This window comes from Rhizobium sp. 01T444, from assembly GCF_056398305.1.
In genome coordinates this window covers 302399-326790 of sequence record NZ_JBFTPD010000001.1, presented here as the reverse complement: position 1 = coordinate 326790, position 24392 = coordinate 302399, and the positions used below count along the sequence as shown (strand labels likewise).

19 protein-coding genes and 1 tRNA gene are annotated in these 24392 nt (G+C 59.1%); 10 read left to right on the top strand and 10 right to left on the bottom strand.

Features of this window, described 5'->3' with window-relative positions; genetic code table 11:
- Positions 1–23: 23 nt before the first annotated feature.
- The 5 genes from AC1DTN_RS01545 to AC1DTN_RS01525 form a co-directional block, all read right to left on the bottom strand.
- Positions 24–1577, bottom strand: a complete 1554-nt coding sequence (locus AC1DTN_RS01545; RefSeq protein ID WP_310379066.1) for a sugar ABC transporter ATP-binding protein — start codon at positions 1575–1577, stop codon at positions 24–26.
- Between the two features lie 103 nt (positions 1578–1680).
- Complete coding sequence (locus tag AC1DTN_RS01540; protein WP_310379064.1) at positions 1681–2670, bottom strand: ABC transporter substrate-binding protein; 990 nt, start codon at positions 2668–2670, stop codon at positions 1681–1683.
- Positions 2671–2880: 210 nt separating this feature from the next.
- Positions 2881–3327: an RbsD/FucU family protein gene (locus tag AC1DTN_RS01535; RefSeq protein ID WP_477919698.1), complete on the bottom strand. Its 447-nt coding sequence runs from the start codon at positions 3325–3327 to the stop codon at positions 2881–2883.
- 9 nt (positions 3328–3336) lie between these two features.
- Positions 3337–4356 carry an aldo/keto reductase gene (locus tag AC1DTN_RS01530; protein WP_477919696.1) on the bottom strand — a complete coding sequence of 340 codons (1020 nt, stop codon included), beginning with the start codon at positions 4354–4356 and terminating at the stop codon, positions 3337–3339.
- 40 nt (positions 4357–4396) lie between these two features.
- Positions 4397–5899 carry a UxaA family hydrolase gene (locus tag AC1DTN_RS01525; protein ID WP_477919695.1) on the bottom strand — a complete coding sequence of 501 codons (1503 nt, stop codon included), beginning with the start codon at positions 5897–5899 and terminating at the stop codon, positions 4397–4399.
- 237 nt (positions 5900–6136) lie between these two features.
- Here AC1DTN_RS01525 and AC1DTN_RS01520 point away from each other — a divergent pair, with 237 nt between their 5' ends.
- The gene (locus tag AC1DTN_RS01520; RefSeq protein WP_477919693.1) at positions 6137–7042 is read left to right on the top strand and encodes a GntR family transcriptional regulator; all 906 of its coding nucleotides are present in this window, start codon (positions 6137–6139) and stop codon (positions 7040–7042) included.
- A 15-nt stretch (positions 7043–7057) separates the two neighbouring features.
- On the opposite strand, the gene AC1DTN_RS01515 is transcribed toward AC1DTN_RS01520, so the two are convergent.
- Positions 7058–8551, bottom strand: a complete 1494-nt coding sequence (locus tag AC1DTN_RS01515; RefSeq protein WP_477919692.1) for an MDR family MFS transporter — start codon at positions 8549–8551, stop codon at positions 7058–7060.
- A 370-nt stretch (positions 8552–8921) separates the two neighbouring features.
- Between AC1DTN_RS01515 and AC1DTN_RS01510 the strand changes: the two genes are divergently transcribed.
- Entirely contained in the window at positions 8922–9764 is an 843-nt protein-coding gene (locus AC1DTN_RS01510) for a glycosyl transferase (protein ID WP_477919889.1), read from the top strand.
- A gap of 77 nt (positions 9765–9841) precedes the next feature.
- The gene (locus tag AC1DTN_RS01505; protein ID WP_477919690.1) at positions 9842–10345 is read left to right on the top strand and encodes a hypothetical protein; all 504 of its coding nucleotides are present in this window, start codon (positions 9842–9844) and stop codon (positions 10343–10345) included.
- A gap of 40 nt (positions 10346–10385) precedes the next feature.
- Here the strand turns inward: AC1DTN_RS01505 and AC1DTN_RS01500 are convergent, their stop codons facing one another.
- Positions 10386–11429 (bottom strand): class I SAM-dependent methyltransferase, encoded by a 1044-nt coding sequence (locus tag AC1DTN_RS01500; RefSeq protein ID WP_477919688.1) that lies wholly within the window; start codon positions 11427–11429, stop codon positions 10386–10388.
- Between the two features lie 257 nt (positions 11430–11686).
- Here AC1DTN_RS01500 and AC1DTN_RS01495 point away from each other — a divergent pair, with 257 nt between their 5' ends.
- The 4 genes from AC1DTN_RS01495 (at position 11687) to AC1DTN_RS01480 (ending at position 17389) form a co-directional block, all read left to right on the top strand.
- The gene (locus AC1DTN_RS01495) at positions 11687–13693 is read left to right on the top strand and encodes a putative bifunctional diguanylate cyclase/phosphodiesterase (RefSeq protein WP_477919687.1); all 2007 of its coding nucleotides are present in this window, start codon (positions 11687–11689) and stop codon (positions 13691–13693) included.
- Between the two features lie 192 nt (positions 13694–13885).
- A complete protein-coding gene (locus AC1DTN_RS01490; RefSeq protein WP_477919685.1) occupies positions 13886–14113 on the top strand; it encodes a helix-turn-helix transcriptional regulator in 228 nt (75 codons plus the stop codon).
- A gap of 526 nt (positions 14114–14639) precedes the next feature.
- A complete protein-coding gene (locus AC1DTN_RS01485) occupies positions 14640–15806 on the top strand; it encodes an HlyD family secretion protein (RefSeq protein WP_477919684.1) in 1167 nt (388 codons plus the stop codon).
- A 20-nt stretch (positions 15807–15826) separates the two neighbouring features.
- Entirely contained in the window at positions 15827–17389 is a 1563-nt protein-coding gene (locus AC1DTN_RS01480; RefSeq protein WP_477919682.1) for a DHA2 family efflux MFS transporter permease subunit, read from the top strand.
- A 516-nt stretch (positions 17390–17905) separates the two neighbouring features.
- Here AC1DTN_RS01480 and AC1DTN_RS01475 read toward each other — a convergent pair.
- Positions 17906–17981, bottom strand: a tRNA-Thr gene (locus AC1DTN_RS01475).
- A gap of 160 nt (positions 17982–18141) precedes the next feature.
- Positions 18142–19101, bottom strand: coding sequence for an NAD(P)H-dependent flavin oxidoreductase (locus AC1DTN_RS01470; RefSeq protein WP_439014014.1), 960 nt, complete (start codon positions 19099–19101; stop codon positions 18142–18144).
- A gap of 359 nt (positions 19102–19460) precedes the next feature.
- Here AC1DTN_RS01470 and AC1DTN_RS01465 point away from each other — a divergent pair, with 359 nt between their 5' ends.
- Positions 19461–20690 carry a hypothetical protein gene (locus AC1DTN_RS01465; RefSeq protein ID WP_477919680.1) on the top strand — a complete coding sequence of 410 codons (1230 nt, stop codon included), beginning with the start codon at positions 19461–19463 and terminating at the stop codon, positions 20688–20690.
- Positions 20691–20713: 23 nt separating this feature from the next.
- On the opposite strand, the gene ppk2 is transcribed toward AC1DTN_RS01465, so the two are convergent.
- Positions 20714–21595 carry a polyphosphate kinase 2 gene (gene ppk2 / locus AC1DTN_RS01460; RefSeq protein ID WP_439014017.1) on the bottom strand — a complete coding sequence of 294 codons (882 nt, stop codon included), beginning with the start codon at positions 21593–21595 and terminating at the stop codon, positions 20714–20716.
- 245 nt (positions 21596–21840) lie between these two features.
- Between ppk2 and phoR the strand changes: the two genes are divergently transcribed.
- Together phoR and AC1DTN_RS01450 are read left to right on the top strand one after the other, a co-directional pair.
- Positions 21841–23064 (top strand): phosphate regulon sensor histidine kinase PhoR, encoded by a 1224-nt coding sequence (gene phoR, locus AC1DTN_RS01455; protein WP_439017167.1) that lies wholly within the window; start codon positions 21841–21843, stop codon positions 23062–23064.
- A 198-nt stretch (positions 23065–23262) separates the two neighbouring features.
- Entirely contained in the window at positions 23263–24297 is a 1035-nt protein-coding gene (locus tag AC1DTN_RS01450; RefSeq protein WP_439014018.1) for a substrate-binding domain-containing protein, read from the top strand.
- Positions 24298–24392 lie beyond the last annotated feature (95 nt).

Genomic DNA, 24392 nt, shown 5'->3' with positions numbered 1-24392 from the left:
TTTCTCCCTCTTATTCTTCTTGCTCAGACGCCGATCGCTTCGCTGAGCACTTCTTCATGCGTCGCCGCGTGGAAATCATGGCTCGCGACAAGCTTGCCGCTGCGGAAGACATGCAGCCGGTCGGCCAGTTCGTAGACCTCAGGCAGGTAGGAGGAGATCAGGATGATGCCCGCCCCGTCCTTCAGAAGCTTGGCGAAGAGCCGGTAGATTTCCGCCTTGGTGCCGACGTCGACGCCGACGGTCGGCTCGTCGAAAATGAAAAGCCGGGCGCCGTGGCTCAGCCACTTGCCGATGACGATCTTCTGCTGGTTGCCGCCCGACATGCTGGAGGCCGGAACGCGCCGGCTCGGCGTCTTGATGCTGAGATCGCGGATCTGCTTGTCGGCATTCGTCGATTCGCGCGCGTGATTGATGACCGGGCCGTGGCTGAGGCGTCCGAACACTGGCAGGTTGATGTTGAGGCCGATCGGCAGGTTGAGGCAGAGCCCCTGGTCGCGCCGGCTTTCGGGAGCCAGCGCAATGCCGAGCTCCATCGCAGTGCGTTCGTTCTTGATATCGACGCGCTTGCCCATCCAGTGGATTTCGCCCGCACTTGTCGGCTGGCGCCCATAGAGCCCGAGAGCAAATTCGCTGCGCCCGGCGCCGATCAGGCCATAGAGCCCGACGATCTGTCCTGCCTTGACGCTCAGCGACACGTCTTCGAAGCCCGGGCCGGTGAGACCCCTGACGTCGAGGATCGTCTCTCCGATCGGAATCTCTTCCTTGTGGTAGATCTGCTCGATCGAGCGATTGATCATCAGCGCGATCAGCTCGGCGTCATTGGTTTCGCCGATGAGACGCGTGCCGACATGCGTGCCGTCGCGCAGCACCGAGACACGGTCGGCAAGCTCGAAGACTTCCTCCATGCGGTGGCTGATATAGACGATGGTGACGCCTTCGCCTTGCAGGCGGCGGATCAGCTTGAAGAGCTGTGCGGATTCCTGGCGGGTGAGATAGGCGGTCGGCTCGTCGAAGATCAGGAACTGCGTGCCGCGCATGGCCGCGCGCGCGGTGGCGACGAGCTGCTGCTGACCGATCGTCAGCGAGCTCAGAAGCGCGCCAGCCGGCAGGCCGAAGCCGAGATCGTCGAGAACGGCCTGCGCCATCTTCTCCATCTGCTTCTTGCGCATGATGCCGAAGCGGTTAACCTCGTCGCCGAGGAAGAGATTGGCGGCCACCGTCAGGTGCCGGCAGAGCACGACTTCCTGGTGGACGGCGTTGATGCCGCGGGCGATCGCCTCGTTCGGCGTCGACAGCCCCACCGGATGGCCGCACCACAACACCTCGCCGGCCGTGCGTGTGATGACGCCGGTGAGCAATTTGATGAGGGTGGATTTGCCGGCGCCGTTTTCGCCGACGATGGCGTGGATTTCACCGGCAAGGAAGGTCAGCGTCGCAGGCTTCAGCGCCTGCACGTGACCGTAATTCTTCTGCAGGCCTTTCAGTTCGAGGATGGGCGATCCGGCGGGAATTCGATTGGCTTCTTTCAGCGTCGCGCTGTCATCGTGGCGATGACTGACCTCTTCCAGTCCGACCATGGACCTCTCCTCCTCTTGTCACGTCTGCTCCATCCCTGGTGAAACATACCATGGATGAGAAAGGCCGCGCCGGTTTTTGAAATCGGCGCGGCCGCCTGTCGTCTTACTTGATCTTCGGATTCAAGAGCGCGTCGATCTTCGGCTCAGCCATATTCGCCTTTGTGACGAGGTTTGCGCCGGTATCGACATTTTCCGCGACCTTCTCGCCCTTGGAGACGGCAAGAGCGGTCTTCACGCCGTCATAACCCATGCGGTAGGGGTCCTGAACGACGAGGCCGGCGATGGCGCCATCCTTGAGGAAGCCGACCGTCTTGTCGTCGCTGTCGAAGCCGATGACCTTGATCTTGTCGCCGAGCTTGTTTTCGGCGATCGCCTGGCCCACGCCCTGCGCCATGATGAGGTTCGAGGCGAAGACGCCGACGAGGTTCGGGTTTGCCGTGATCAGGTCCGTCATCATGTTGAGGCCGGTCGTTGCCTGGCCGTCGCCGTACTTGTCGGCAATCACCTTCAGGCCGGGATGCTTGGTCTTCACCTGATCCAGGAAGCCTTCGCGACGCTGTTCCAGCGAGCCGACGCCGGGAAGGTTGGTCAGGATGACGACTTCGCCTTCTTCCTTGCCGGTGGCGCCCTTGATGGCGGCGGCAAGACCGTCAGCAGCGATGCGGCCGCCCTGGACATTGTCGGTCGTCAGGAACGACTTGAATGCCTTGGAGTCGGCGCCGGAGTCAATGCCGATGATCGGAACCGACTTGGCGGCTTCATCGATGGGCTTGCCGAGCGCCTTGAACTCGGTCGGGGAGATCACGACGGCGGCCGGCTTGCCGGCAACGGCGTTCTCGAGAATGCTGATCTGGCCGTTGATGTCGGATTCGGCCTGGGCGCCGAGCTCCGGCACGTTGACGCCGAGATCCTTGCCGGCCTTGCGCGCGCCGGCCAGAACGATCTGCCAGTAGAAGGACGTCGTGTCCTTGACGATGATCGGGATCGTCACCTCGGCCGCAAAGGACGTGGCAGGCATTGCCGTCGCAATGACAGCGGCGCCTGCAAGTGCCGTAAAGGCGCGGCGAGACAGAATGGATTTCACGATGCTCATAAGGGTTCTCCTCTCAGGGTGCGTTCTCCTCCAATGAAACCGGACCGCTGAACGCAGGCGGACGATTTTTATCGATAAAAAACATTTACGATCAGAAGCTAGCTGAGGCGCAGGCAAATTGCAAGTGTGCCCAATTCGCTTTTTTACCCGCTAAATTCTCTGCCAAGCAATTGTTTTTATTTTAAATACATAAGGACCTAAAATACGGTCTCAGTCGAATTGCAGCTCGTGCGGATGGACGACACCCTTCTTCAAAATAAGGTTGCCGTAGAGCCGGAACTCGGTGGTCGCGACGATATAGGCGGCCTTCCGCGCCATCTCGTAGAAGGCGAAGCGTTCGACGGATGCGATGGAAAAATCGCCGGCGCGCCGGGTGACGATCTGCTGAAATTCGGCGCAGACATCAGGCACGGCTTTCGGATCGCCCACAACTTCCATCCGCCATGCCGATTGCGGCACGAACGTATCGAGCGGCATATGGGTGAGGATCGCTTCGGCCATCGCTGTCGCGCTGACGCCATCGGCGCGGATGACATCAGGACCCATGCTGCTTGCCGGGAAATTGGCATCGGCAATGACGATATCGTCGCCATGCCCCATGCTCTTCAGCGCATAGAGCAGATCGGGGCCGAGAAGCGGATGAATACCTCTAAGCATGGTGTCTCCTCAGACCCGCACGGCTTCGTCACCGAGCGGCGCGGCGACAAGCGTATAGGGTTCGAATTCGGGATAGATATCGGCGGGAAGCTGCGGCTCGAAATTTTCCATGTTGCGCACGAGGCTCGAGGGCCTCGCCGTGCCGATCAGCACCGAGGAGACAACGGGGTCGTGCAGCGGAAACTGCAGGGCAGGGGCGGCAAGCGGCAGGCCGTGGCGCTTGGCCACCTCTTCCATTGCGCCCACCTTGGCAAGCACTTCCTCGGTTGCCGGCATATAATCGAAATGCGAGCCCGGCACCGGGCCGGTTGCGAGGATGCCGGAATTGAAGACGCCGCCGACGACGAGCGAGGTGCCCTTCTGCCGGCAGAGCGGGATCAGTTCTGATACCGCCGACCGGTCGAGCAGCGTATAGCGCCCGGCCATCAGGATCGTGTCGATATCGGCGTTGCGCATCACGTCGAGGCAGACGGGCACTTCGTTGACGCCAAGCCCGAAAGCCTTGATCGCGCCCGAGGATTTCAGCTGCTCCAGCGCCTTGATGCCGCTATCGAGGAAGTTCTTCAGATGCACGGCATTCCTGGCGGCGCCATGCGTATAGGCGCCAATGTCATGGACGAACAGAATGTCGATGCGGTTCAGGCCAAGACGCGCATAGCTGAAATCGACCGAGCGCATGATCCCATCATAGGAATAGTCGTAATCGGCATCGAAAGAGAGGGGGTCGACATAGCTATAATCAGGGACGGTGCCCGTCGGCACCGGGCGCAGCAGGCGGCCGACCTTGGTAGAGAGAACATAGTCATCTTCCGGCTTGTCGCGCAGGAAATCGCCGACGCGACGTTCGCCGAGCCCAAGGCCATACCACGGCGCCACGTCATAATAGCGGATGCCGTGGTTCCATGCCGTCTCCAGCGTTTCCATTGCCTGCTCGCGCGGGCAGGCGCGGTAAAGGCCGCCGAGTGCAGCGGCGCCGAAGCTGATTTCGGTCACCTCAAGCGCCGTCTTGCCAATCCTCCTCGTCTTCATCATTCCTCCTTGTGAAGACCCTGATATCAATAAGTCATATTTAGAGCGTGGCGCCGAGATGCCACGGAACAAATTCATTATCGCCGTAACCGAAAATTTCACTTTTCGTCTTCTTGCCGGAGGCCGTATCGACGATCAGGTCGAAGATCTCGCGGCCCTTGCCGCTGATGGTCGCATCGCCGGTAACGATAGTGCCGCAATCAATGTCCATATCCTCTTCCATCGAGGTGAAGAGCGCCGAATTGCTGGCGAGCTTCAGCGAGGGGGCGGGGCGACAGCCGAAGCAGCTGCCGCGGCCGGTCGTAAAGGCGATCATGTTCGCGCCGCCGGCAACCTGGCCGGTGGCAGAAACCGGGTCATAGCCGGGTGTATCCATGAAGACGAGACCGGGTGCGGTGACGCGCTCGGCATAACCATAGACGGCGGTCAGCGGCGAGCGGCCACCCTTGGCGACGGCGCCTAGCGACTTTTCGAGAATGGTCGTCAGACCGCCGCGCTTGTTGCCCGGAGACGGGTTATTGTCGAGCGAGGCGCCGTGCAGGGCGACATAGTCTTCCCACCAGGCGATCTTCTCATCGAGCTTTTTGGCGACATCGTCGCTGACGGCGCGGCTGCGCAGCAGATGCTCCGCGCCATAGATCTCTGAGGTTTCCGAAAGGATTGCCGTACCACCGGCAGCTGCCAGCAGATCGGCTGCAACACCGAGCGCCGGATTGGCGGTTATACCCGAAAAACCGTCCGAACCACCGCATTGCAGACCGATGATGATCTCACTGACCGACATCGGAACTCGCTTTTCACGGCCGACATCGGCGGCGATTTCGCGCAGCACGCCCATGGCGCGCTCGACTGCGCGGCGCGAACCGCCGGCGTCCTGAATGTTGAAGTGCCGCTTGGAGGCGCCGGCGCCGCTCTGGCCGTAAAGGGTCAGCTGGTTGACCTCGCAGCCGAGGCCGATCATCAGCACGCCGCCGAAATTCACATGGCGGGTGTAACCGGCAAGCGTCCGATGCAGCACGTTCATGCCGTCACCTGTCGAGCTCATGCCGCAGCCCTGATCGTGAACGATCGGCACGAAACCGTCGATGCCGTCATAATGCGGCAGGATCGTACGGTTGGCCTCGTCGGCAATCGCCCGACAGACCGTGGTGGAACAGTTCACGCTGGCGATGATGCCGATATAATTGCGCGTCGCCGCCCGTCCGTCGGCGCGGCGGTAACCCATGAAGGTACGCGCCCTGTCCTCGGCACTTGCTTCTTCAGGAGCGGAATTGGCCGTCGCAGCAAGGCGGTCGTTTTCGAAATGCAGATTGTGGCTGTGAACATGGTCGCCCGCTTTCACATCAGCCGTGGTGCGGCCGATCGCCTGGCCGTATTTCACGACTGGCGTGCCAAGCGGAATGTCCGCTATGGCGACCTTGTGGCCGGGGTCGATCTTCTGCCGCGTCGTGACGCCCGCAACATCAGATCCCTCGGCGATCTGTGCGGTTGCGACCGCGACATTGTCTCCGGCCGACAGGATGATCCAAGGCTGTCTGTCCAATTTCTTCTCCCTGACGAAACGCCCGCTACATGGACGAATGCGCATTGCTTTTGTTTTTTATCTACAATAAACATTTTCAAGTCAACGGGAATATTGATCCTGTGGACGAGGGAGGCAAACAGCCGCAGGCGACTGAAAATAAGATAGAGGTCGTTTGAAGAGGCTCCTGGTCCGGCTGTGCCCGTTCTTGGTGGGCGGGTATCATCGCCGTGTCGCTCGGGCGGAAAGCGGGGTCTGATGGCAAGGCAGAATACGGTCTTCAAGGAAGCCTATAACCGATATGCGGCAGCATTGCGCACGGATACCGCGCTGCCTTCGGAGCCGGAAATCGCAGCCCAGCTCGGCGTCAGCCGCAGCACGGCGCGCGCCATTCTGACCCGTCTCAGCGACGAGGGCATCATCCGCTGGAACAAGCGCCAGAAGATCGTGCTGCGCCAGCCGATCGACCGCGACTTCTTCCCCTCGGAGGAAACGGATTCGCTGCATGACATCATCGAGCGCAGCTTCATGCAGCGCATTCTTTCGGATGAAGCAGCCCCCGGCATGCAGATCAACGAGCTGGAGCTTGCCCGCGAGATCGGCACAGGCACGACCAGCGTGCGCGAATTCCTCATCCGCTTCTCGCGTTTCGGGCTGATCGAAAAACGACCGAACAGCCACTGGACGCTGAAGGGCTTTACCCGTGAATTCGCGCTGGAACTTGCCGATGTGCGCGAAATGTTCGAGCTGCATTCGGCGGCCGAATTCGGCAGGCTACCTGCCGACCATCAGGCCTGGGCCGATCTTGCGACGATCAAGGAGGAGCATCTCTCTGTGCTCTCTGACATCAATAACCGTTTCAAGGAATTCTCGGCACTCGACGAGCGTTTTCACTTGCTGATCCATCGCGCCTCGAAGAACCGTTTCATTGCCGACTTCTATGACGCGATCGCCATTATCTTCCACTATCATTATCAGTGGAACAAGGCGGCCGCCCGCGAACGCAACGAACGCGCGATCCACGAACATCTCGATTATATAGCGGCGCTCGAAGCCAACGATCAGGCGAAGATTGAGGCCGCCTGTCGCATACACCTTCGCTCCGCTCGCCAGACCCTGCTGCAATCCATCCCGCAGAGCTCCACGGAAGGCGCGCCTGGCTGAAAGGTTGGCACCTGATCAGTGCGACGCGGCCTCGCTTGCCGCGCTGCTCGCGCCCCCGCTCTTCACGCCGCGGCTGATCGGAATGAGCCAGGTGGTCGCAAAGGTCAGCACCGCCACGACTACGACACCCCAGAAGCTCCAGTGCAGCGCCGCATCGAAGACACCGCGCACCGCCGGATCGTTTGCAAGCGCCGAGAGGCCGGTCGGCTCGTTCAGGACATTGTGCAGGCGGTTTGCCGCATCCCCCGTCGCATAGTGATTGATGCCGGCATTCAAGATCGCGCCGAGCACGGTGGCACCCAGCGTATTGCCGAGGCTGCGGGCAAAGATGATCGAGGCTGTGGCACTGCCGCGCATCGACCATTCCACGCTGTCCTGCACCAGCGCAATGCTGGTCAGGTTGATGAGCCCCATGCCGAAGCCCATGAAGAAGGAGCCTGCGCCCGCAACGGCCGGATGGCTTTCGGGCGTGAGGAACAGCAGGAAGAAGGCCCCGAAGGGAAACATGAAGCTGCCGACCCGCAGCGTGTTGCGAATGCCGAATGCCTTGAAGAAACGGCCGGAAAACATCACCGACAGCGGCCAGCCGACGACCAGCATGGTCAGCGTGAAACCGGCGACAACAGGCGAGCGGCCGAGCACGCCCTGTACATACATCGGCAGGATCGTCGAAAGACCGATCAGCGCCATGCCGGCAAGCAGCATGCAGGCATTGCTGGTCGCAACGAGCCGGCGACTCCAGAGCGCGATGGAAATGATGGGCTCCGGCGTGCGCTTTTCCTGCAATACAAAGAGAATGCCGGTCACGACGAAGAGGGCGGCAAGCGAGAGAAGCACCCAGGCCGGCGCATCCGTTTCCGTCAGGATCGTCAGCAGCGCGATGATGGAAATCGAAAACAGGATGGCGCCGAGATAGTCGATCTTGGCATCCTTGTGCGCCACATCCTCCTTCAGGAACATCATGAAGGCGATGATCGAGAAGATGCCGATCGGCAGGTTGATCCAGAAGATCCAGGCCCAGGAGATCGTATCGACGATGATGCCGCCGGCGAGTGGTCCGACGACCGCTGAAGTCGCCCAAACCGTCGCCATCACGCCCTGCACCTTGCCGCGTTCCTCCAGCTTGAACAGGTCGCCGATGATTGTCATCGTCACCGGCTGGATCGCGCCGGCACCAAGGCCCTGCAACAGACGGAACACGATGAGCGAGGCCATCGACCAGGCAAGCCCGCAGAAGAGCGAACCGACGAGGAAAACGAGGATGCCGCCGATCAGCACCGGCTTGCGTCCAAAAATGTCGGACAGCTTGCCGTAGATGACCGTGGTCGTCGACTGCGCCAGCAGGAAGGCGGAAAAGACCCAGCTGTAATAGGTAAAGCCCCCGAGCTGGCCGACGATCCGCGGCATGGCGGTCGCCACGATCGTGGCCTCGATCGCCACCATGAAGGTCGCGAGCATGATCGTGGCAACGACGAGCGTGCGGTTGGATTGCTTCGATGTAGCGGACATGATGAACCTCTCGAAGCTTTCTCCGTGAAACGGGAAAACCGCTGTCGGCTGGTGGGGCAGGTGCAACGCGTGATGTCGGCAGTCTTTTATGCTCCTGCTGGTAGCAGGTAAAGCGCAAGTGATATGCTTTCTTTTGTGTCGACGCTTTAAACCGCTTCCGGCCCTGACAAATTTAAAATACAAGGCATTTTGCGAAGGAAAGTTTCGGTGGGTATCCGCCGGAAATAAAGAGATCTGGCAGGCCAGGCCTCTCGGATCTCAGGATTGCATTTCCGCCAGGTTATTCCCACTTGAAAACCTGATGCAGGCCTGTGAACCGCGCCATCGCGGCTGCGAAGGGTTTCGGATCCGGGCACGGAAATGGCGGGCTATGATGACGCATGTTTTGGCTGCGAGCGGCGGCGTTAAACAGGTAATTTGCATCAACTGGGGTACAAGATACGGGCCGACTTTCATCAACCGGCTCTATGCGATGGTGGCGCGCAACATCACGCCGCCGTTTACCTTCACCTGTTTCACCGACTGCCGGGATGATCTCCATCCCGGCATCCTGTGCGAGGACCTGCCGCCTCTGGATGTCGAAATGCCCGTCAATACGCGGGGCATCTGGCCGAAGGCGAGACTTTGGGGACCAAAGCTCGGAAGCCTGAGCGGGCCGGTCCTCTATCTGGACCTCGACCTGGTCATCGTCGCCTCTCTTGATGACTTTTTCAAAGTTGGAGGGCCTGAGGATGTCGTCATGGCCCGCAACCAGACAACGCCTTTCGAAAGGCTCGGCCAGAGCTCGCTCTTTCGCTTTCCGGTCGGCAAGCTCCTGCCGCTGCAGGAAAAGTTCAGGGCCAACCCGCAGAAAGTGGCCGATGAGTATCAGTATGAACAGCGCTTCGTCACCCGCAATGCGCCCGGAGGCGTGAAATTCTTCCCGCGGAGCTGGGTTCTGCATTTCCGGCAGGACTGCCACTGGGCCTTTCCGCTGAACTACTTCCTCGCACCGCGCCTGCCATCCAGTGCCCGCGTTGTCCTCTTCCCGCGCGGCTTCCACCCGCAGAACGCCATTGATGGGAAATTCGGCCCGAAGGGCCGGGCCGAAACAAGGCTCGATCACATCAAGGGCGTGTTCGATGTCAGCAAACGCGGCGGCAAGCAACCCTTCCGCTACCTGCGCCACTATATCCTCCCCACACCTTGGGTTGCGGATCACTGGCATGAGTGACGGCGCGAGCTTCGGATCATAGCGGAACAATTTCTGACGCCAGATGTTGTAAGCCCAGGGAAACGTTGGGTGCTCTCATGCGTCCTCTTCTGATCGCAACATTGCTCTCGCTTTCATGTCTGTCTGCCAACGCGAATGCGGCCGACGCAGACTTTCTGAACTCGCTGGCAGGCGACTGGGATGGAGGCGGAATGGTCCTGACCAAGATCGGCGGCAAGAAGGTCAATGTATCGTGCAATCTGAAATCCAGCGCGAGTGCTTCCGCAGTGTCCATGAATGGCAGTTGTCGCGCGCTCGCCGTCATCACAAGAAGCTTCTCGGCAAGTGTAAAGGCGGCCGGTCAACGTTACACCGGCAACTACACGGGACCATCGGGCCAGCCTTCCATGCTCGTCGGCAGCAGGAAAGGCGATGCTCTCAACTTCAATGTCACCTGGGCTCGCGTCACCAATGGCGACCGAAGCGCACAATTGATGATCGAAAAGCTGGGGCAGAACGGGCTTCGCCTGCAGACTGTTGATCGCGACCTCGCCTCCGGCCGATCCGTGGTGACGAGCCGCATTGATCTGCAGCGGCAGTGACTGTGTCTCGGATTTTGTGATGCGCCCGGCCCGTCGGGGCTTACGACCGCTTCCTGATGGTGGCGTAAATGATATTGCGGTTGGCACCGAACCAGACCGTCTTATCATCAGTGTCTTCCGTCGCACTACGATGGGAAATGCGCCACATGTCGGCTTCAGAACGCTGGAGAAGCTCCCAGTTCATGTAGGATTCCATGTACCCGTCATCGGCCATCTCGTCGGAAAAGTTGGCAAATAGAAAGACGCCGCCTGGCTTCAGCATTTCCATGCAAATCTGCGTGAGCCGGATTGCCACTTTATCGGTGAGATAATCGTACAATCCTGCTGCATAGATCAGATCGAAAGTGCCGATCCGATGCTTTCGTGCGAGCAAGCCGCGCACGGATCCATTGATAGGCTCGACGGAAGTTCCATGGAATTGGCTCGAGATCGAGCCGATACTTTCCGGATCCTGATCAAGAGCAACCCAGCGTTTAAGGCGGCCTTCCGCAAGTGCCTTCGATGCCTCCGCTTCGCGCAGGTGACCGGCAGCGATGGCCAGGACTTCGGTATCCGAACCCGTTCGCGCAGCGGTCTCGTCGACGTAGCGGGTCAGGATGTCGCGACGTTCCCTTACGGCGACCGGGCCGGGGGCGTTTATCGTGTAGTCGAAGATATCCAGGCCGAGACGGGTGGAATTGGCCACTTCTTCGGCCACCGCCGGATGCCCATAAATGAAGTCGATAAGACTGGCATCACCGGAATAGCCGCGAGGTTTGTCAAAGGACCAACGGGTGAACGGGCACTGCTGGAGGATCTTTGCCGAGGGATGGGCTTGAATGATCGGGATGAGCTTCTGCCACACGGCAGCGCCGAATTTATGACGGACGTCATGGAGCTGGCCAATCAGCCACCTGACTGCATCAGGCAGGTTCTTGCCCGCGGAGAACCGTTGTATTGCAATGTTGATGACGATCGCAAACTCAGCCTCTGCGGTTCGCAGGCGGTCTGTTTCGTCATCTCGGTTCGGTGAGGGAAGCTTATTGCTGAAGGACTGCGGCGTGATCAGGCTTTGGCCATCAAGAGAAAAGAGCGGCTGAGCCACTGAAACCTCACTGGTGAATAAGAACTTAAAACATTGCGTAAAATCCTTACCATTTTCACGCGAGTCAAGCGTTAAGGTTGGGCTGCGGCGCCAGTGCACGTCTTAGCTTTAGAAAATATTAGTGAACCCGAGAGATAGCCCGCCCGCTTGGGGATCGTTTGAGCGTTATCGGTTGATGTGGACTCTGCGTACGGCTATCCAGCGTCAGTTGGCAGTCTGCGAAGGGCAACTGCTGCAAGATGTTGGGTGGCAGGGGCATGATGCACGTGTTAGCCGAGACCGCAGCTGCTACCGTGCTGCCGACGCTGTCGCCAGAACAGTTGCGTTGCCTTTATGAGCAGAAGAGCGAGAGCGGCCGAAAGAGCGCGACGCGCAAAGGCCTCTGGACAGCGGTCGCTGCTTACCTTGCATATTCCTTCACGGACTATCTTTTTATCGGTGATGTCGTCCAGTACACGGTCGCCGGCCGGCTGGCGGTTGGCGTCAGTGCGTTATGCGTGCTGGAATTTCTGCTCTACCGCAAGGCAAAAGCCGATACGGTCGACATGGCCGCGGCGATGTCGGTGCTCGTAGCCTATCTTGTCTGGCTTCTCACCGCCCAGATGACCGCGGCCGGGGATGCGTTCTCATATTATATGGTGTTTGGCGCGATCTTCATGATGAGCGTCAACTTGTTCTTCAGTTTCCGGTTTCCGGTTGCTCTTGCGGCCTCCGCAACGAACGTGCTCATCTTCACTGGCGCCCTCTATCTGTTCGCGCCCATGTTGCTTCTCCACAAGCTCATCCTCGGTGCGTTCTGTATTTCTTGCTTTGTTTTCACATCTTACGTGAACCTTCAGCTCAATAGGGAGCGCTACAAAGTCTTCCTCAATGCATTTGAAGCGAGTTTGCAGCAAGCTGCCGCCGACGAAAGAGGCAAGGCTCTTTTGCACCTCTCGAACACGGACTCGTTGACCGGCCTCGAAAATCGCCGGGCAGTCGATCAGCGTCTGCGTGATCATTGGCAACGCTGGCAGGACGACAGTGTGCCGTTTGCCGTCCTGCTTATCGATGTGGATTATTTCAAACGCTATAACGACTGCTACGGCCATCAAGAAGGTGACCGCTGTCTTATAGCTGTCTCCCAGCTTCTTCAAAGCGTGGCCGAGTCCTGGGGTTCGATCATCGGGCGATACGGCGGTGAGGAATTCATCGTCATCACACCGATGCCGAATTCGCAACGAGCGGTCGAGCTCGCAGAAGCAATGTGTGCTGCCATCAGGGCCTTGGCTTGGCCACACGAACACAGGCGAGACGGGACCACTGTCATCACCGTGAGTGTCGGCGTGTCCTATACGCGGGACGAGAGCAAGCAGGTCGAGAAGGTCATTCACGAAGCTGATCGCGCGCTTTACGCCGCCAAGGCTGCGGGCCGCAACACCCTCGTGGTCTTCGATCCCGAAGATCCTGAGAGCAGCGATGACAGCGAGGATATAGCTGCGACCCTGAAGATCGCGCTCGAGCACGGCCTTGTCTCCCTCGTCTATCAACCGATCCGCAACGTCCAGACGGGCAAGATGGACGCTGTCGAAGCTTTGATGCGTTTGAGCATGTTGGATGGAACGCCTGTATCGCCTGGTAAATTCATCCCGGTTGCGGAAAGGACGGGCTCGATCGTCGAACTCGGCCGGTGGGCAATCCGCACTGTTTGCCGAGACTTGTTGGCGACCGACCTCGTGCAGGTTGCCAGCGTCAACGTTTCCCCGATTGAACTCAAGATGCCGGGTTTCGCCACCTATGTGGCGGCAACACTGGCAGAATTCGGCGTGACGGGTGCCCGACTTGCTTTCGAGATCACCGAAGGCGTGGAGCTGGAAATCGACCAGGATGTGGTTCGTTGCATTAGCGACCTGAGAAAGCTCGGCGCTCAAGTCTGGCTCGACGACTTTGGCACAGGCTTCGCAGGGCTCTCGTGGCTTCGCCTCATAGAGTTCGACACCGTCAAGATCGATCGATCCTTCCTCCATGACAGCAACACGGAGAGAGGCAAGAGGATGTTGCTCGACATCATCAGCCTGCTGCGCAATCGCGGCGTGAGGATACTCATTGAAGGCGTCGAGACCATCGAACATCAGCGGCTGATGCAGCAGTACGGAATCAACCAGCTCCAGGGATATTTCATTGGAAGGCCCGCGCCGGCAGCCCAGTTTGAAACTGATAACGTGCTGCCGTTCAGCATGGTCAGGAACCTTGATTCAAAACGCCTGTTCCGGAATGGGTTATAGGTTCAGCCTGCTTCAGGACCTTGATGGACAAGGGCTGCCGTGTCGGGCCCGACCGCATTGCCTTCCGTGCGGTGAGCCGCCGATACAGTGAACGTCGCCCTGCGTCGGCTGTATCGCGTTGAACTACATCGCATTTGTTATGAACAGCCGTCGTCGCGCATTCTGCCTCTGATCGGTCTCAGCGGAACGAGCATGACTGGCAGCGCAATCACCTGCACACTGTTGAGCACGAGCGACGTCCAGAAGATCGCGCCCGTTTCGAGCGGGACGCTCTGGGTCAGGGACGGCAAGTTTCCCGGTCCGATACAGGTCGCAAAAAACAATCTCTGGCGGTCGGACGAAGTCGGCGCCTGGATGGATGAAATGTCCCTGAGACGCACTGCGCCAAATCCGAAAGCCCCTGCGCAGGAACGCAGATAGCAGTCGGCCTTCATATTTCGCGCGGATCATCAAATGGATAGACTATCGCAATACGCGCCGTCGTCGGGGACGGGCGCGTCTCAGCGCCTCGAACGGCCGCGCCGCGCCGGTAAGATTATGGCCGTCAGGGGTTTTCGCGAAACTTGCAATGTCAGCGTGTGCCGCGATACCAGAGCGCAACTCATGCGGCGAATAGCAAGTCTACCGATGATCCAAGTCTACCGATGATCTCGGTCAAGGTGGGGTCGGCCCACCGCTTACCGTCAACGGGCATCCAAACAGCCAGATCAACGACCTGCTGCAGTGGGTCTACGTCGCAAGCCCGAACTCAAAGCCGTGACCAGAAAGCACGGCATATCCTACACCAACGTATGGTTATGGAACACACACTAACGCGATAATTTTTACCCATCGCATCACTGCCTTCCCAGTCGGGTCGGCCGGCTGGCTGAACCCAACTTGCTGGAATCGCTAAATCCCGGTGCATCCCAAACCGCCAGTTAGCTATTCAGGGGCAGGAGCCCCCATGAACATGAATGTCACCAATCATCCTGCGAACACAAACCTAAAAACTTCAGATGAGAGCGATCAAGCGGAGGCAGGGACACCTGCTCCGCCGACGCGAAAGCCGAAATGGCGAATGCTGGTGCTGGGTACGATAGGGATGGTGGCGCTTGGTGCAGCGGCCTATGGCGGCTGGGAATACTGGACGGTGTGGCAATTCGAACAATCGACGGACGATGCATATGTGCAGGCCGACGTGGTCGCGATAGCGCCACAGGTGGCGGGCTATATCCAGACGCTTCTTGTCAATGACAATCAGCCGGTCAAAGCTGGTGACATTCTCGCTACGATTGATCCGCGCGACTTTCAGGCGGCGGTCGATCAGGCCAAGGCGGATGTCGCCGAGGCCGAAGCGGCCATCGTCAGTATTGCCGCCCAACTCAGCGAACAGAAGGCCCTGATCGACGAAGCGCAAGCGACGATCAATACCGACCAGGCATCGGAGGTGTTCGCTGAACAGAACAACCAGCGCTTCATGACCCTGTCAAAAACGGGTTCGGCAACAGTGGAAGAGGCCCAACAGGCAGCGTCGCAGGCCGAATCGGCGAAGGCCGTCGTAGTCAAGGACAAGGCTGCACTGGTCGCCGCGCAGAAGCAGATCGCTACGCTGGACGCTCAACAGTCCGAAGCAGAAGCAACTCTTGATCACAATCTTGCCGCGCTGGCTCAGGCCGAACTCAACCTCGGATACACGGTGCTACGAGCACCCGTCGACGGAGTTGTCGGCGCGCGGGCAGTCCGGGTTGGCCTCTACGCCCAGCCTGGTCAACTGTTGCTGGCTGTGGTGCCGCTCCAGGCGGCCTATGTCGTCGCCAATTACAAGGAGACCCAGCTCGCCAACGTCAAGCCAGGCCAACCGGTCAGGATCGACGTGGATACATTTTCAGGTATCACCGTGCGCGGCATCGTGAACAGCCTAGCGCCGGCAAGCGGTCAGGAGTTCGCCTTGCTGCCGCCCGACAACGCGACCGGCAACTTTACCAAGATCGTCCAGCGTGTTCCCGTCAAGATCACCATCGACAAGTCGGATCCACTTGCCGGTCGCCTGCTTCCGGGGATGTCGGTAACGACCACAATCAAGGTTGGACCGGCCGTTGATGGCAACCCTCCTGGGAACGCAAGCAAGTAATTCTTGGGAGGTCTACGGCGATGGCGGGCATGGAGACATCTGGAGTTGAGCGCGAGGCGGGCGCCAGCATGCGCACTTGGATCGCGGTTGGCGGCTGTATGGTAGGGGCGCTGATTGCCGTCCTCGACATTCAGATCACCAACTCCTCGCTTCCACAGATCGAAGGCGGAATCGGTACCGGTTCCGACAACGGCACCTGGATCTCGACCGCCTATCTGATCGGCGAAATCATCATGATCCCGCTGACGGACTATCTCAGCCGCGTCTTCACCTTCCGCCGCGCATTGCTCGGCAATCTCGGCCTGTTTCTGTTGTTTTCCGTCTGCTGCGCCTTTGCCACGAACCTATCGGAAATGATCATGTTCCGTGGATTGCAGGGCCTCACGGGCGGGGTGATGATTCCGATGGCCTTCACTCGCGTGTTGACGACGATCCCGCTGCGCCAGCAGCCGACGGGGTTAGCGGCTTTCGCGCTGACTGCGACCTTCGGACCAGCAATCGGGCCGACCATCGGCGGCTACCTGACCGAAAACTACGGATGGCAGTATATCTTCTTCATCAACTTTGTCCCCGGGGCGTTGATGTTTGGCTTGCTCTATCCGACGCTGGAACGATCCAAGATGAACCTCGCATTGCTGCGCGACGGCGACTGGCTCGGCATCGCATTCATGGCGGTTGGCTTGGCATCGCTGCAAACAGTGCTCGATGAAGGCAACAAGGACGACTGGTTCGGGTCACCCTACATAGTGCACTTGGCCATCCTGGCAGCCATTGCACTGACGATTTTCATCATCATCGAGTTGGTCGTCGAGAAACCCGCTGTCCAACTACGTCTGCTCGCCCGCCGAAATTTTGGATTGGGTACCCTCGCCAATATCATTGTTGGCTTCGCCCTCTATGGCTCGGTGTACGTGCTGCCTGCGTACCTGAACGGAGTTCAAGGCTACAATGCCGAGCAAACGGGCTTGGTGCTGGCCTGGGCCGGCCTGCCGCAGCTTCTGATCATTCCCTTCGTGCCTTTGCTGCAAAAGCACTTCGATCGGCGTGCCATCGTCTCCGTCGGTCTGGCTATCTTCGCAGCAAGCTGCTTTCTGAACACGCATCTGAGCTTCGACGACGGTGGTCCCCAGTTCATGATTACCAACATTGTGCGTGCAATTGGTCAGGCCGTGGTGATCGCACCGTTGATCGGTATCGCAACTATTGGAATCCCCAGAGAGCAATCAGGAGCGGCATCCGGGCTGTTCAACATGATGCGAAGCCTCGGTGGCGCAGTGGGAACGGCCACATTGGCAACGATCATCACCAAACGTGAACAATTCCATTCCAACATCATCGGCCAGTCGGTCACGCCCTATGGAAACAACGTCGGGCAGTTTCTGACGGACATGCAGCAGTATTTTATGGCGCATGGCGCCGGTGATATCGGTCATGCACATCATGAGGCCGAGATCTTGCTCGGCACGCTCGTCCAGCAACAATCCTTCGTCATGGCGTTTTCCGACACATTCTATATACTCGGAGTGCTCCTGTCGCTCGCAGTCGTCGTGGTCCTTTTGACACGAGGGCCTTCGCCGACTTAGGCTGGTTCGGCGGGGTGCCCAGGCGCTATATGGCCTGAACTCGTTGTACAACGCGGCGTTAGAACACCTTTGGCCAATGTAAACGAACGTTTGACCATCGTCGTCCGGATTGGGGCCAACAAGAAAGTACACTCCCGCCTTTTTGACTTCGGGCCATGATAGAAGACCTGCGAGCTTAGAGCGCGGTACACTTAGGACGTGACGTGTCCAGTTTATGATCTCAGCGGTCAGGATGCCCTGGGGGCCCCTCCACAAGGTGGAGCCGAACCGACTTCCTTGCGCTCATAATTTTCCCTGAAACATTCCTAGAATCACGATTCCAATACAACTAACGCGATTTCGTAGAGTCAATGACAATCGAACGCTGACATTTTACCCGCCGAGTTCGTATTGACAGACTCGAGTGGTTACGACGTTCTGGCAGGCAATTGCGCTGCATGCGTGGCGACTTGAGCGCGTCGTCGGCAGGTAATATCTGAAGACGTCGAGAATTTATACTTACAATCAAGAGGCTAATGGTGCCGCTTACGTGACTCGAACACGTGACCCCATCATTACGAATGATGTGCTCTACCGACTGAGCTAAAGCGGCAATCCGGCGGGCGAAGCATGCGGCCCGCGATTTGCATGGGGCTGATACAGGCATTGTCTGAAGATTTCAAGCACCCTCTTATGCCCCCGGGCAAAAAAGCTGAGCCTGTGGAAAGGCTCCCTTCAGTGGAAGGGCCCCCCTTAGTGGAAAGGCCTGTGCTTCAGAGCGCCAGCCGGGTGCGGGCGGCCCGGTATTCCGCTTCCAGCCGGTCGACCAGCTTTGCCACCGGTTCCACCGTCTTGATCGCACCGATGCCCTGGCCGCTGCCCCAGATGTCCTTCCAGGCCTTTGCGCCGCCCGTCGCCTGTTCGAAATCCATCTTCGAGGGATCGGCTTCAGGCAGATCGTCAGGGTCGAGGCCTGCCGCGCGAATGGAGGGCTTCAGGTAGTTGCCGTGCACGCCGGTGAAATAGTTCGAGTAGACGATATCGGCGGCGGCACCCTCGACGATCGCCTGCTTGTAGGCATCGGAGGCGCGTGCCTCCTCGGTCGCGATGAAGGGGGTGCCGATATAGGCCATGTCGGCGCCCATTGCTTGTGCTGCGAGAATGGCGCCGCCGGTCGCAATCGAGCCGGCAAGCAGCAGCGGGCCGTCGAACCATTCGCGGATCTCCTGCACCAGTGCGAAGGGAGAAAGCGTGCCCGCATGTCCGCCAGCACCCGCTGCAACCGCGATCAGTCCATCGGCACCCTTGCGGATTGCCGAATTGGCATGGCGGTTGTTGATGACGTCGTGCAGCACGATACCGCCGTAGGAATGAACAGCTGCATTCACTTCCGGCACGGCGCCAAGCGAGGAAATGACGACGGGCACCTTGTATTTCACGCAGAGCATCAGATCGTGCTCCAGCCGCTTGTTCGACATATGGACGATCTGGTTGACCGCAAAGGGTGCGGCCGGTCGTTCCGGATGCCCGGCATTATAATGGGCAAGATCTTCGGTGATCATTGCCAGCCACTCGTCGAGCTGGCTTTCCGGGCGCGCGTTCAAGGCCGGAAACGCGCCGATCACGCCGGCCTTGCATTGCGCCAGTGTCAGCGCCGGATGGGAGACGATGAAAAGCGGCGAGCCGATGACCGGCAGTCTCAGATTATCCCTAAGTATCGGGGGCAGGGCCATGCTTTCACCGCTTTTTGACGTTTACGAAAACGTCAATTGATTAGCAGAGCCATCGCCTGAGGAAAAGAGCGCCTGAGGAAAAGAGTGCCCGAGGAAAAGAGCGACCAAGGAAAAGAGCGACCAAGGAAAAGAGCGACCAAGGAAAAGAGTGTGGTCTTCTTCTTGCTGTCTTTTCCGTAATCCTGTCCATTTTCACTATATCTAATGGAGAATTCGGAACGTCCGGCGCTGCTTATCCCCCGCCGATGCGCTCCGGAAGGGCTGCAAGGCTTGCGGTTTGCCGCACTTGCCGCTACCGAATTTTGACAGGCATTCAATCTTTTGGGGTTGATGCCGGCACGAAACGTGAAGGGCCCGATGTGAGCGGACTAGAAACGGCTATCAGAACTGCGCTGGATAATTCCGACCGCGACAGTGCGGAAGTTCGTGCACGCATCTATCAGTCCGCGCGTCAGGCGCTGGAAGCCGGCCTGCGCAAGCAGGATATCACCGATGCCGAAGTGGTGGCCCATCACCGCCACCGCCTCGAAACCACGATCCACACCATCGAGAGTGAAGAGCGCGCGCGCCTTCACCCGCGGCAGGGGCCTCCGGAAGTTCCGGTTCCGCCTGTTGTGGAGATCCCTGAGCCCGCCCATCACGTGGAAGAGCCCGCCTATCGTGCGGAAGAGCCCGCCTATCGCGAGGGCGAGGACGACAGCCTGGCCGTTACAGGTGAAACGCGCGGCTACAACGCCACTTCCCGGCGCGCGGACGATGCAAGCCTGGATGATGTCCACGCCAGCAGCGCCGATCAGCTGGGGGCCGCGTCAGATGGAGAGATGCGTGGAGAGACGCGCGCGACGCCGGACAGGCGTGGCGGCATGGATTTCCGCCCCGAACGGGCCGCTGTTCGCCGCAGGCCGCGCAAGTTCTTCTCGCGCCTGCTTGTCTGGTGCGTGCTACTCGCCTTCATCGGGACGGGTGCCTGGTGGGCTTATAGTTCTGGCCTGCTGAAGACGGCGGCTGAGCGTGACACAAGCGTCGCCAATCCGCCCGCCAGCACGCAGCCGGAAGATTTCGATGGCGAGGAGAGTGCCGGCAACAGCGCCCCCTCGGATGGCGACCAACCTGCGGCGATCGACCCGCAAAACAGCTTCTCGGCAGACTGGATCGAGGTCTTCAAGCCCTCGGATGCCGACAAGATCGAGAGCGGCCCGCGTGCCCGTAAGGAAAGTGTCACTGAAACCGAAGGCCCGGCCGTCCGCCTGACCTCCCAGAGCGGCAATACGGATGGCAATGTTTCCATCACCATTCCGGCCGATGTCCTGCAGCAGCTTGCCGGCAAGTCCTCGACCATCGCGCTGACCCTGCAGTCCACCACGGACGAGCCTACACAGATCACCGTCGAGTGCGATTTCCAGTCGCTCGGCAATTGCGCCCGCCATCGTTTCAACGTCACGCGCGAAAAGTCGGACACGCTGCTGCAGGTGCGCTTCGACCGCTCCCTGGCGCCGAATTCCCCGGGCCGGCTGATGATCAACAGCGATGTCGACGGCAAGGCCCGTGGCATCAATCTCTTTGCCGTGCGGATCCTGCCGGGCCAGTAAGTGGCCCGGTTTGCTTGGGAGGTTTATTTCAGGAAGCCGGGACCCGCGCCGATGATCTTATCATCAAGCGCACCGATCGCGTCCTTGTCCTTGCCGTCATAGTCGATGGTTTTCAGCATGTGGCGAATGAGGTTGAGCCTCGTCCGGTGTTTGTCATTGGCGTGGATCACGGTCCAGGGCGCAAACTCCGTGTGGGTTTCCTTCAGCATGCGGTCGCGCTTCTCGCTGTAGTCGTCCCATTTGGTCAATGCGGCTATATCCATCGAGGAGAGCTTCCAGACAGCGAGCGGATCGTGCCGCCGGTCATGGAACCGCTTGATCTGCATTTCCCGGCCGATATCCAGATAGAACTTGAAGAAGAATATGCCTTCGTGGGCGATGACCTTTTCCACCTGCGGCGCCTGATTGAGAAAGTCCTCGTATTGTTTCGGCGTGCAGAAGCCCATGACCGGCTCCACGCCGGCGCGATTGTACCAGGAACGGTCGAAGAGCACGAATTCGCCCGATGTCGGAAACTGTGCGATATAGCGCTGGAAATACCATTGACCTTGTTCCCGCTCCGTAGGCTTGGCGAGCGCCACCACGCGGGCAAGGCGCGGGTTCATGTGAGCCGAGGATGCCTGGATCGCGCCGCCCTTGCCGGCCGCGTCGCGTCCTTCGAAGAGCGCCATCACCCGCTTGCCCGTCGCCTGCAGCCAGAACTGCACCTTCACGAGCTCGGCCTGCAGCTTCCTGAGCTCGTCGAGATATTCGTCGTCCTTCAGCTTCTTCTTGTATGGGTAGTCGCCGGATTCCAGCGCATGCTCATCTGCCCAGTCGGGCAGCACGGGATCATCGATATCGAAGACGCGTCTCTTGCCCCGGATCTCCAGCTCCACAACCCTGCTTTCGACGTCTTCGGCCATCGTCTCCTCCTGCGCTTGATGATTTCATTTTTCAGCAGGCGAACATATTTATCATTGAAAATCAAATCCTCTGCGTAAGCAAAGCGCAATTCGGTGACGCGCGCTGCGGCTTTTCGCGCAAGTTTCTCAAATGGAAAACTTCTGTCATGAAACGCGGCTATCAGGCAGAGTTTGAATATAAAGAAAAACGAATCGACGCCGCGAGGGGCAGCTTGGAAGACGAAACGCCGTGGACAAAAAGCCTGTTGGCGCGCATCCGGCGCGAGCGCCCGGTTCTGCTGGCGACGCTGCTGAGCGCGCTTGTCGCGCTTGCCGCTGGCATGAACAAATGGATCGTGCTCGCCCTGCTGCTTGTGATGATCTTCACCTCGCTCTTCAACGAGGCGCCGGTCATCAGACACGATGTAGACGAGCCGGTCGAACCCGAGCCTGAAGTGCCTCCGAGCCGCCTGCCGGAAGTCTCCGCCACGCTGGCCGGCCTCGATATCCCGGTCATGGTGCTCTCGGAAGATGCCTCGGTGCTGTTTCAGAACCGCGCGGCCGAAAAGGCTTTCGGCGAGGTGACGCTCGGCTCCCATATATCGGCAAGGCTGCGTTCTCCCGGCGTCTTGGACATGGTGCGCGAAACCATCGCCACCAACGCCCCGAACCAGATCGAACATTCCGAGCGGCTGCCTTCAGAGCGCGTCTATATCGTTCGCAGCGCTCCTGTCGAATTCAAGGATGATGATGGCCGCAACGAGCGCTATTACATCCTCTCCTTCCGGGATATTTCCGAAATACGCCGCATCGATCGCATGCGCTCGGATTTTGTCGCCAATGCCAGCCATGAGCTGCGCACGCCGCTTGCCTCGCTGCGCGGCTTCATCGAGACGATCCAGGGTCCGGCTAAGAACGATCCGAAGGCGCAGGCACGTTTCCTCGGCATCATGTTCGACCAGACGACGCGTATGAGCAGGCTCGTCGACGATCTTCTGTCTCTGTCGAGGCTTGAGCTCAAGTCGCATATCGCCCCCGATGAGAAAGTGGATCTCGTGCCGCTTCTCGGCCACGTCAGGGATTCGCTCGTGCCGCTTGCGAAGGATGTCGGCGTCTCGATCAACCTGCACCTGCCCGACGGCAAGGTCGAAGTGCTGGGAGACCGTGACGAGCTCGTTCAGGTCTTCGAGAACCTGATGGAAAATGCCTGCAAATATGGCCAGGAAGGTGAAGTCGTCGATGTCTGGCTGAAGAATGGATCGGGCCAGCCGGTGGAGGTCAGCGTCGTCGACAGGGGGCCAGGCATTCCGGCCGAACATGTGCCGCGCTTGACGGAGCGCTTCTATCGCGTCAGCATCGAAGACAGCCGTTCCAAGAAGGGCACGGGGCTCGGGCTTGCCATCGTCAAGCATATTCTGACGCGCCATCGTGCACGGCTGATCGTTAAATCAGAGGTGGGCAAGGGAACGGAGTTTACCGTGCGCTTCTGACGCAATATGTCGCATGCAATTTTTCAACGCAATATTTTTACATTTAAAATCAAGAATTTATCTTGTCATAAATGTTTCATCGATTTGACATAAAAGGACGGTGCTTAAGGCGCTAAGAGAGTCCTGCCGATGAAAAAAGGCAATGCGAGGGCCTCTTTGAGGCCGCACTCACACAAGCCCAAATGCCGGGAGATTCAAATGAACACCTTTAAACTTACTGTTGCCGCGCTTGCTGCAACCGCCGCTTTCGCTGGCGTTGCAGTTGCTCGCGACCAGATTCAGGTTGCTGGTTCGTCCACCGTCCTGCCTTACGCAAAGATCGTCGCCGAGTCCTTCGGCGAAACCTTCACCAACTTCAAGACGCCGGTCGTCGAATCCGGCGGCACGGGCGCTGGTCTGAAGGAATTCTGCAAGGGCGTCGGTGAAGACACGATCGACGTTGCCAACGCCTCGCGTCCGATCAACAAGAATGAAGCGGAAGCCTGCAAGGCTGCCGGCGTAACGGACATCCAGGAAGTCAAGATCGGTTATGACGGCATCGTCTTCGCAACCGACTCTTCCAACCCGGACGTTGCCTACGTTCCGGCCGACATCTACAAGGCCCTCGCTGCCCAGGTTGTCGTTGACGGCAAGCTCGTCGCCAACCCCTACAAGAAGTGGTCTGAAGTCAACCCGAAGCTTCCGGCTGTTGATATCGCTGCCTATATCCCGGGCGAAAAGCACGGCACGCGCGAAGTCTTCGAACAGAACGTTCTCGCCGCCGGCTGCAAGGCTTCCGGCGCTCAGGAAGTCATCGCCAAGGAAATCGCCGACAAGGCTGCCCAGGGCAAGGCTTGCGTCGCAGTTCGCAAGGACGGTGCTGCTGTCGACATCGACGGCGACTATCCGGAAACGCTGGCACGCATCGCTGCCAACAAGACCGGCGTTGGCGTATTCGGTCTCTCCTTCTACGAAAACAACGCTGACAAGCTCAAGGTTGCGACCATGAGCGGCATCGTTCCGTCGACGGAAACGATTTCCAACGGCACCTACCCGGTTTCCCGTCCGCTGTTCTTCTATGTCAAGAAGGCACATCTGGGCGCCGTTCCGGGCCTGAAGGAATATGTCAACTTCTTCGTATCCGACCAGATGATCGGCCCTGACAGCCCGCTCGTCGAATACGGTCTCGTTGCTGCTCCGGATGCAGAGCGCGAAGCGATCCGTAAGGCCGTAGAGGCCGGCAAGACCATGTAATGACTTTGCCGGCGCGACGCTCGGGGGCGTCGCGCCGGCATCACCTTATCCGCCCGGCTCCATTGGGGTGCCGGGCGGATGAACTTCTTCTCCAT

What these genes read in the sequence shown, in the direction of transcription:
- AC1DTN_RS01545 (WP_310379066.1), bottom strand. Translation starts at nt 1,577, where the DNA reads ATGGTCGGACTGGAAGAGGTCAGTCATCGCCACGATGACAGCGCGACG.
- AC1DTN_RS01540 (WP_310379064.1), bottom strand. Translation starts at nt 2,670, where the DNA reads ATGAGCATCGTGAAATCCATTCTGTCTCGCCGCGCCTTTACGGCACTT.
- AC1DTN_RS01535 (WP_477919698.1), bottom strand. Translation starts at nt 3,327, where the DNA reads ATGCTTAGAGGTATTCATCCGCTTCTCGGCCCCGATCTGCTCTATGCG.
- AC1DTN_RS01530 (WP_477919696.1), bottom strand. Translation starts at nt 4,356, where the DNA reads ATGAAGACGAGGAGGATTGGCAAGACGGCGCTTGAGGTGACCGAAATC.
- AC1DTN_RS01520 (WP_477919693.1), top strand. Translation starts at nt 6,137, where the DNA reads ATGGCAAGGCAGAATACGGTCTTCAAGGAAGCCTATAACCGATATGCG.
- AC1DTN_RS01515 (WP_477919692.1), bottom strand. Translation starts at nt 8,551, where the DNA reads ATGTCCGCTACATCGAAGCAATCCAACCGCACGCTCGTCGTTGCCACG.
- AC1DTN_RS01510 (WP_477919889.1), top strand. Translation starts at nt 8,922, where the DNA reads ATGATGACGCATGTTTTGGCTGCGAGCGGCGGCGTTAAACAGGTAATT.
- AC1DTN_RS01505 (WP_477919690.1), top strand. Translation starts at nt 9,842, where the DNA reads ATGCGTCCTCTTCTGATCGCAACATTGCTCTCGCTTTCATGTCTGTCT.
- AC1DTN_RS01495 (WP_477919687.1), top strand. Translation starts at nt 11,687, where the DNA reads ATGATGCACGTGTTAGCCGAGACCGCAGCTGCTACCGTGCTGCCGACG.
- AC1DTN_RS01490 (WP_477919685.1), top strand. Translation starts at nt 13,886, where the DNA reads ATGACTGGCAGCGCAATCACCTGCACACTGTTGAGCACGAGCGACGTC.
- AC1DTN_RS01485 (WP_477919684.1), top strand. Translation starts at nt 14,640, where the DNA reads ATGAACATGAATGTCACCAATCATCCTGCGAACACAAACCTAAAAACT.
- AC1DTN_RS01480 (WP_477919682.1), top strand. Translation starts at nt 15,827, where the DNA reads ATGGCGGGCATGGAGACATCTGGAGTTGAGCGCGAGGCGGGCGCCAGC.
- AC1DTN_RS01470 (WP_439014014.1), bottom strand. Translation starts at nt 19,101, where the DNA reads ATGGCCCTGCCCCCGATACTTAGGGATAATCTGAGACTGCCGGTCATC.
- ppk2 (WP_439014017.1), bottom strand. Translation starts at nt 21,595, where the DNA reads ATGGCCGAAGACGTCGAAAGCAGGGTTGTGGAGCTGGAGATCCGGGGC.
- AC1DTN_RS01450 (WP_439014018.1), top strand. Translation starts at nt 23,263, where the DNA reads ATGAACACCTTTAAACTTACTGTTGCCGCGCTTGCTGCAACCGCCGCT.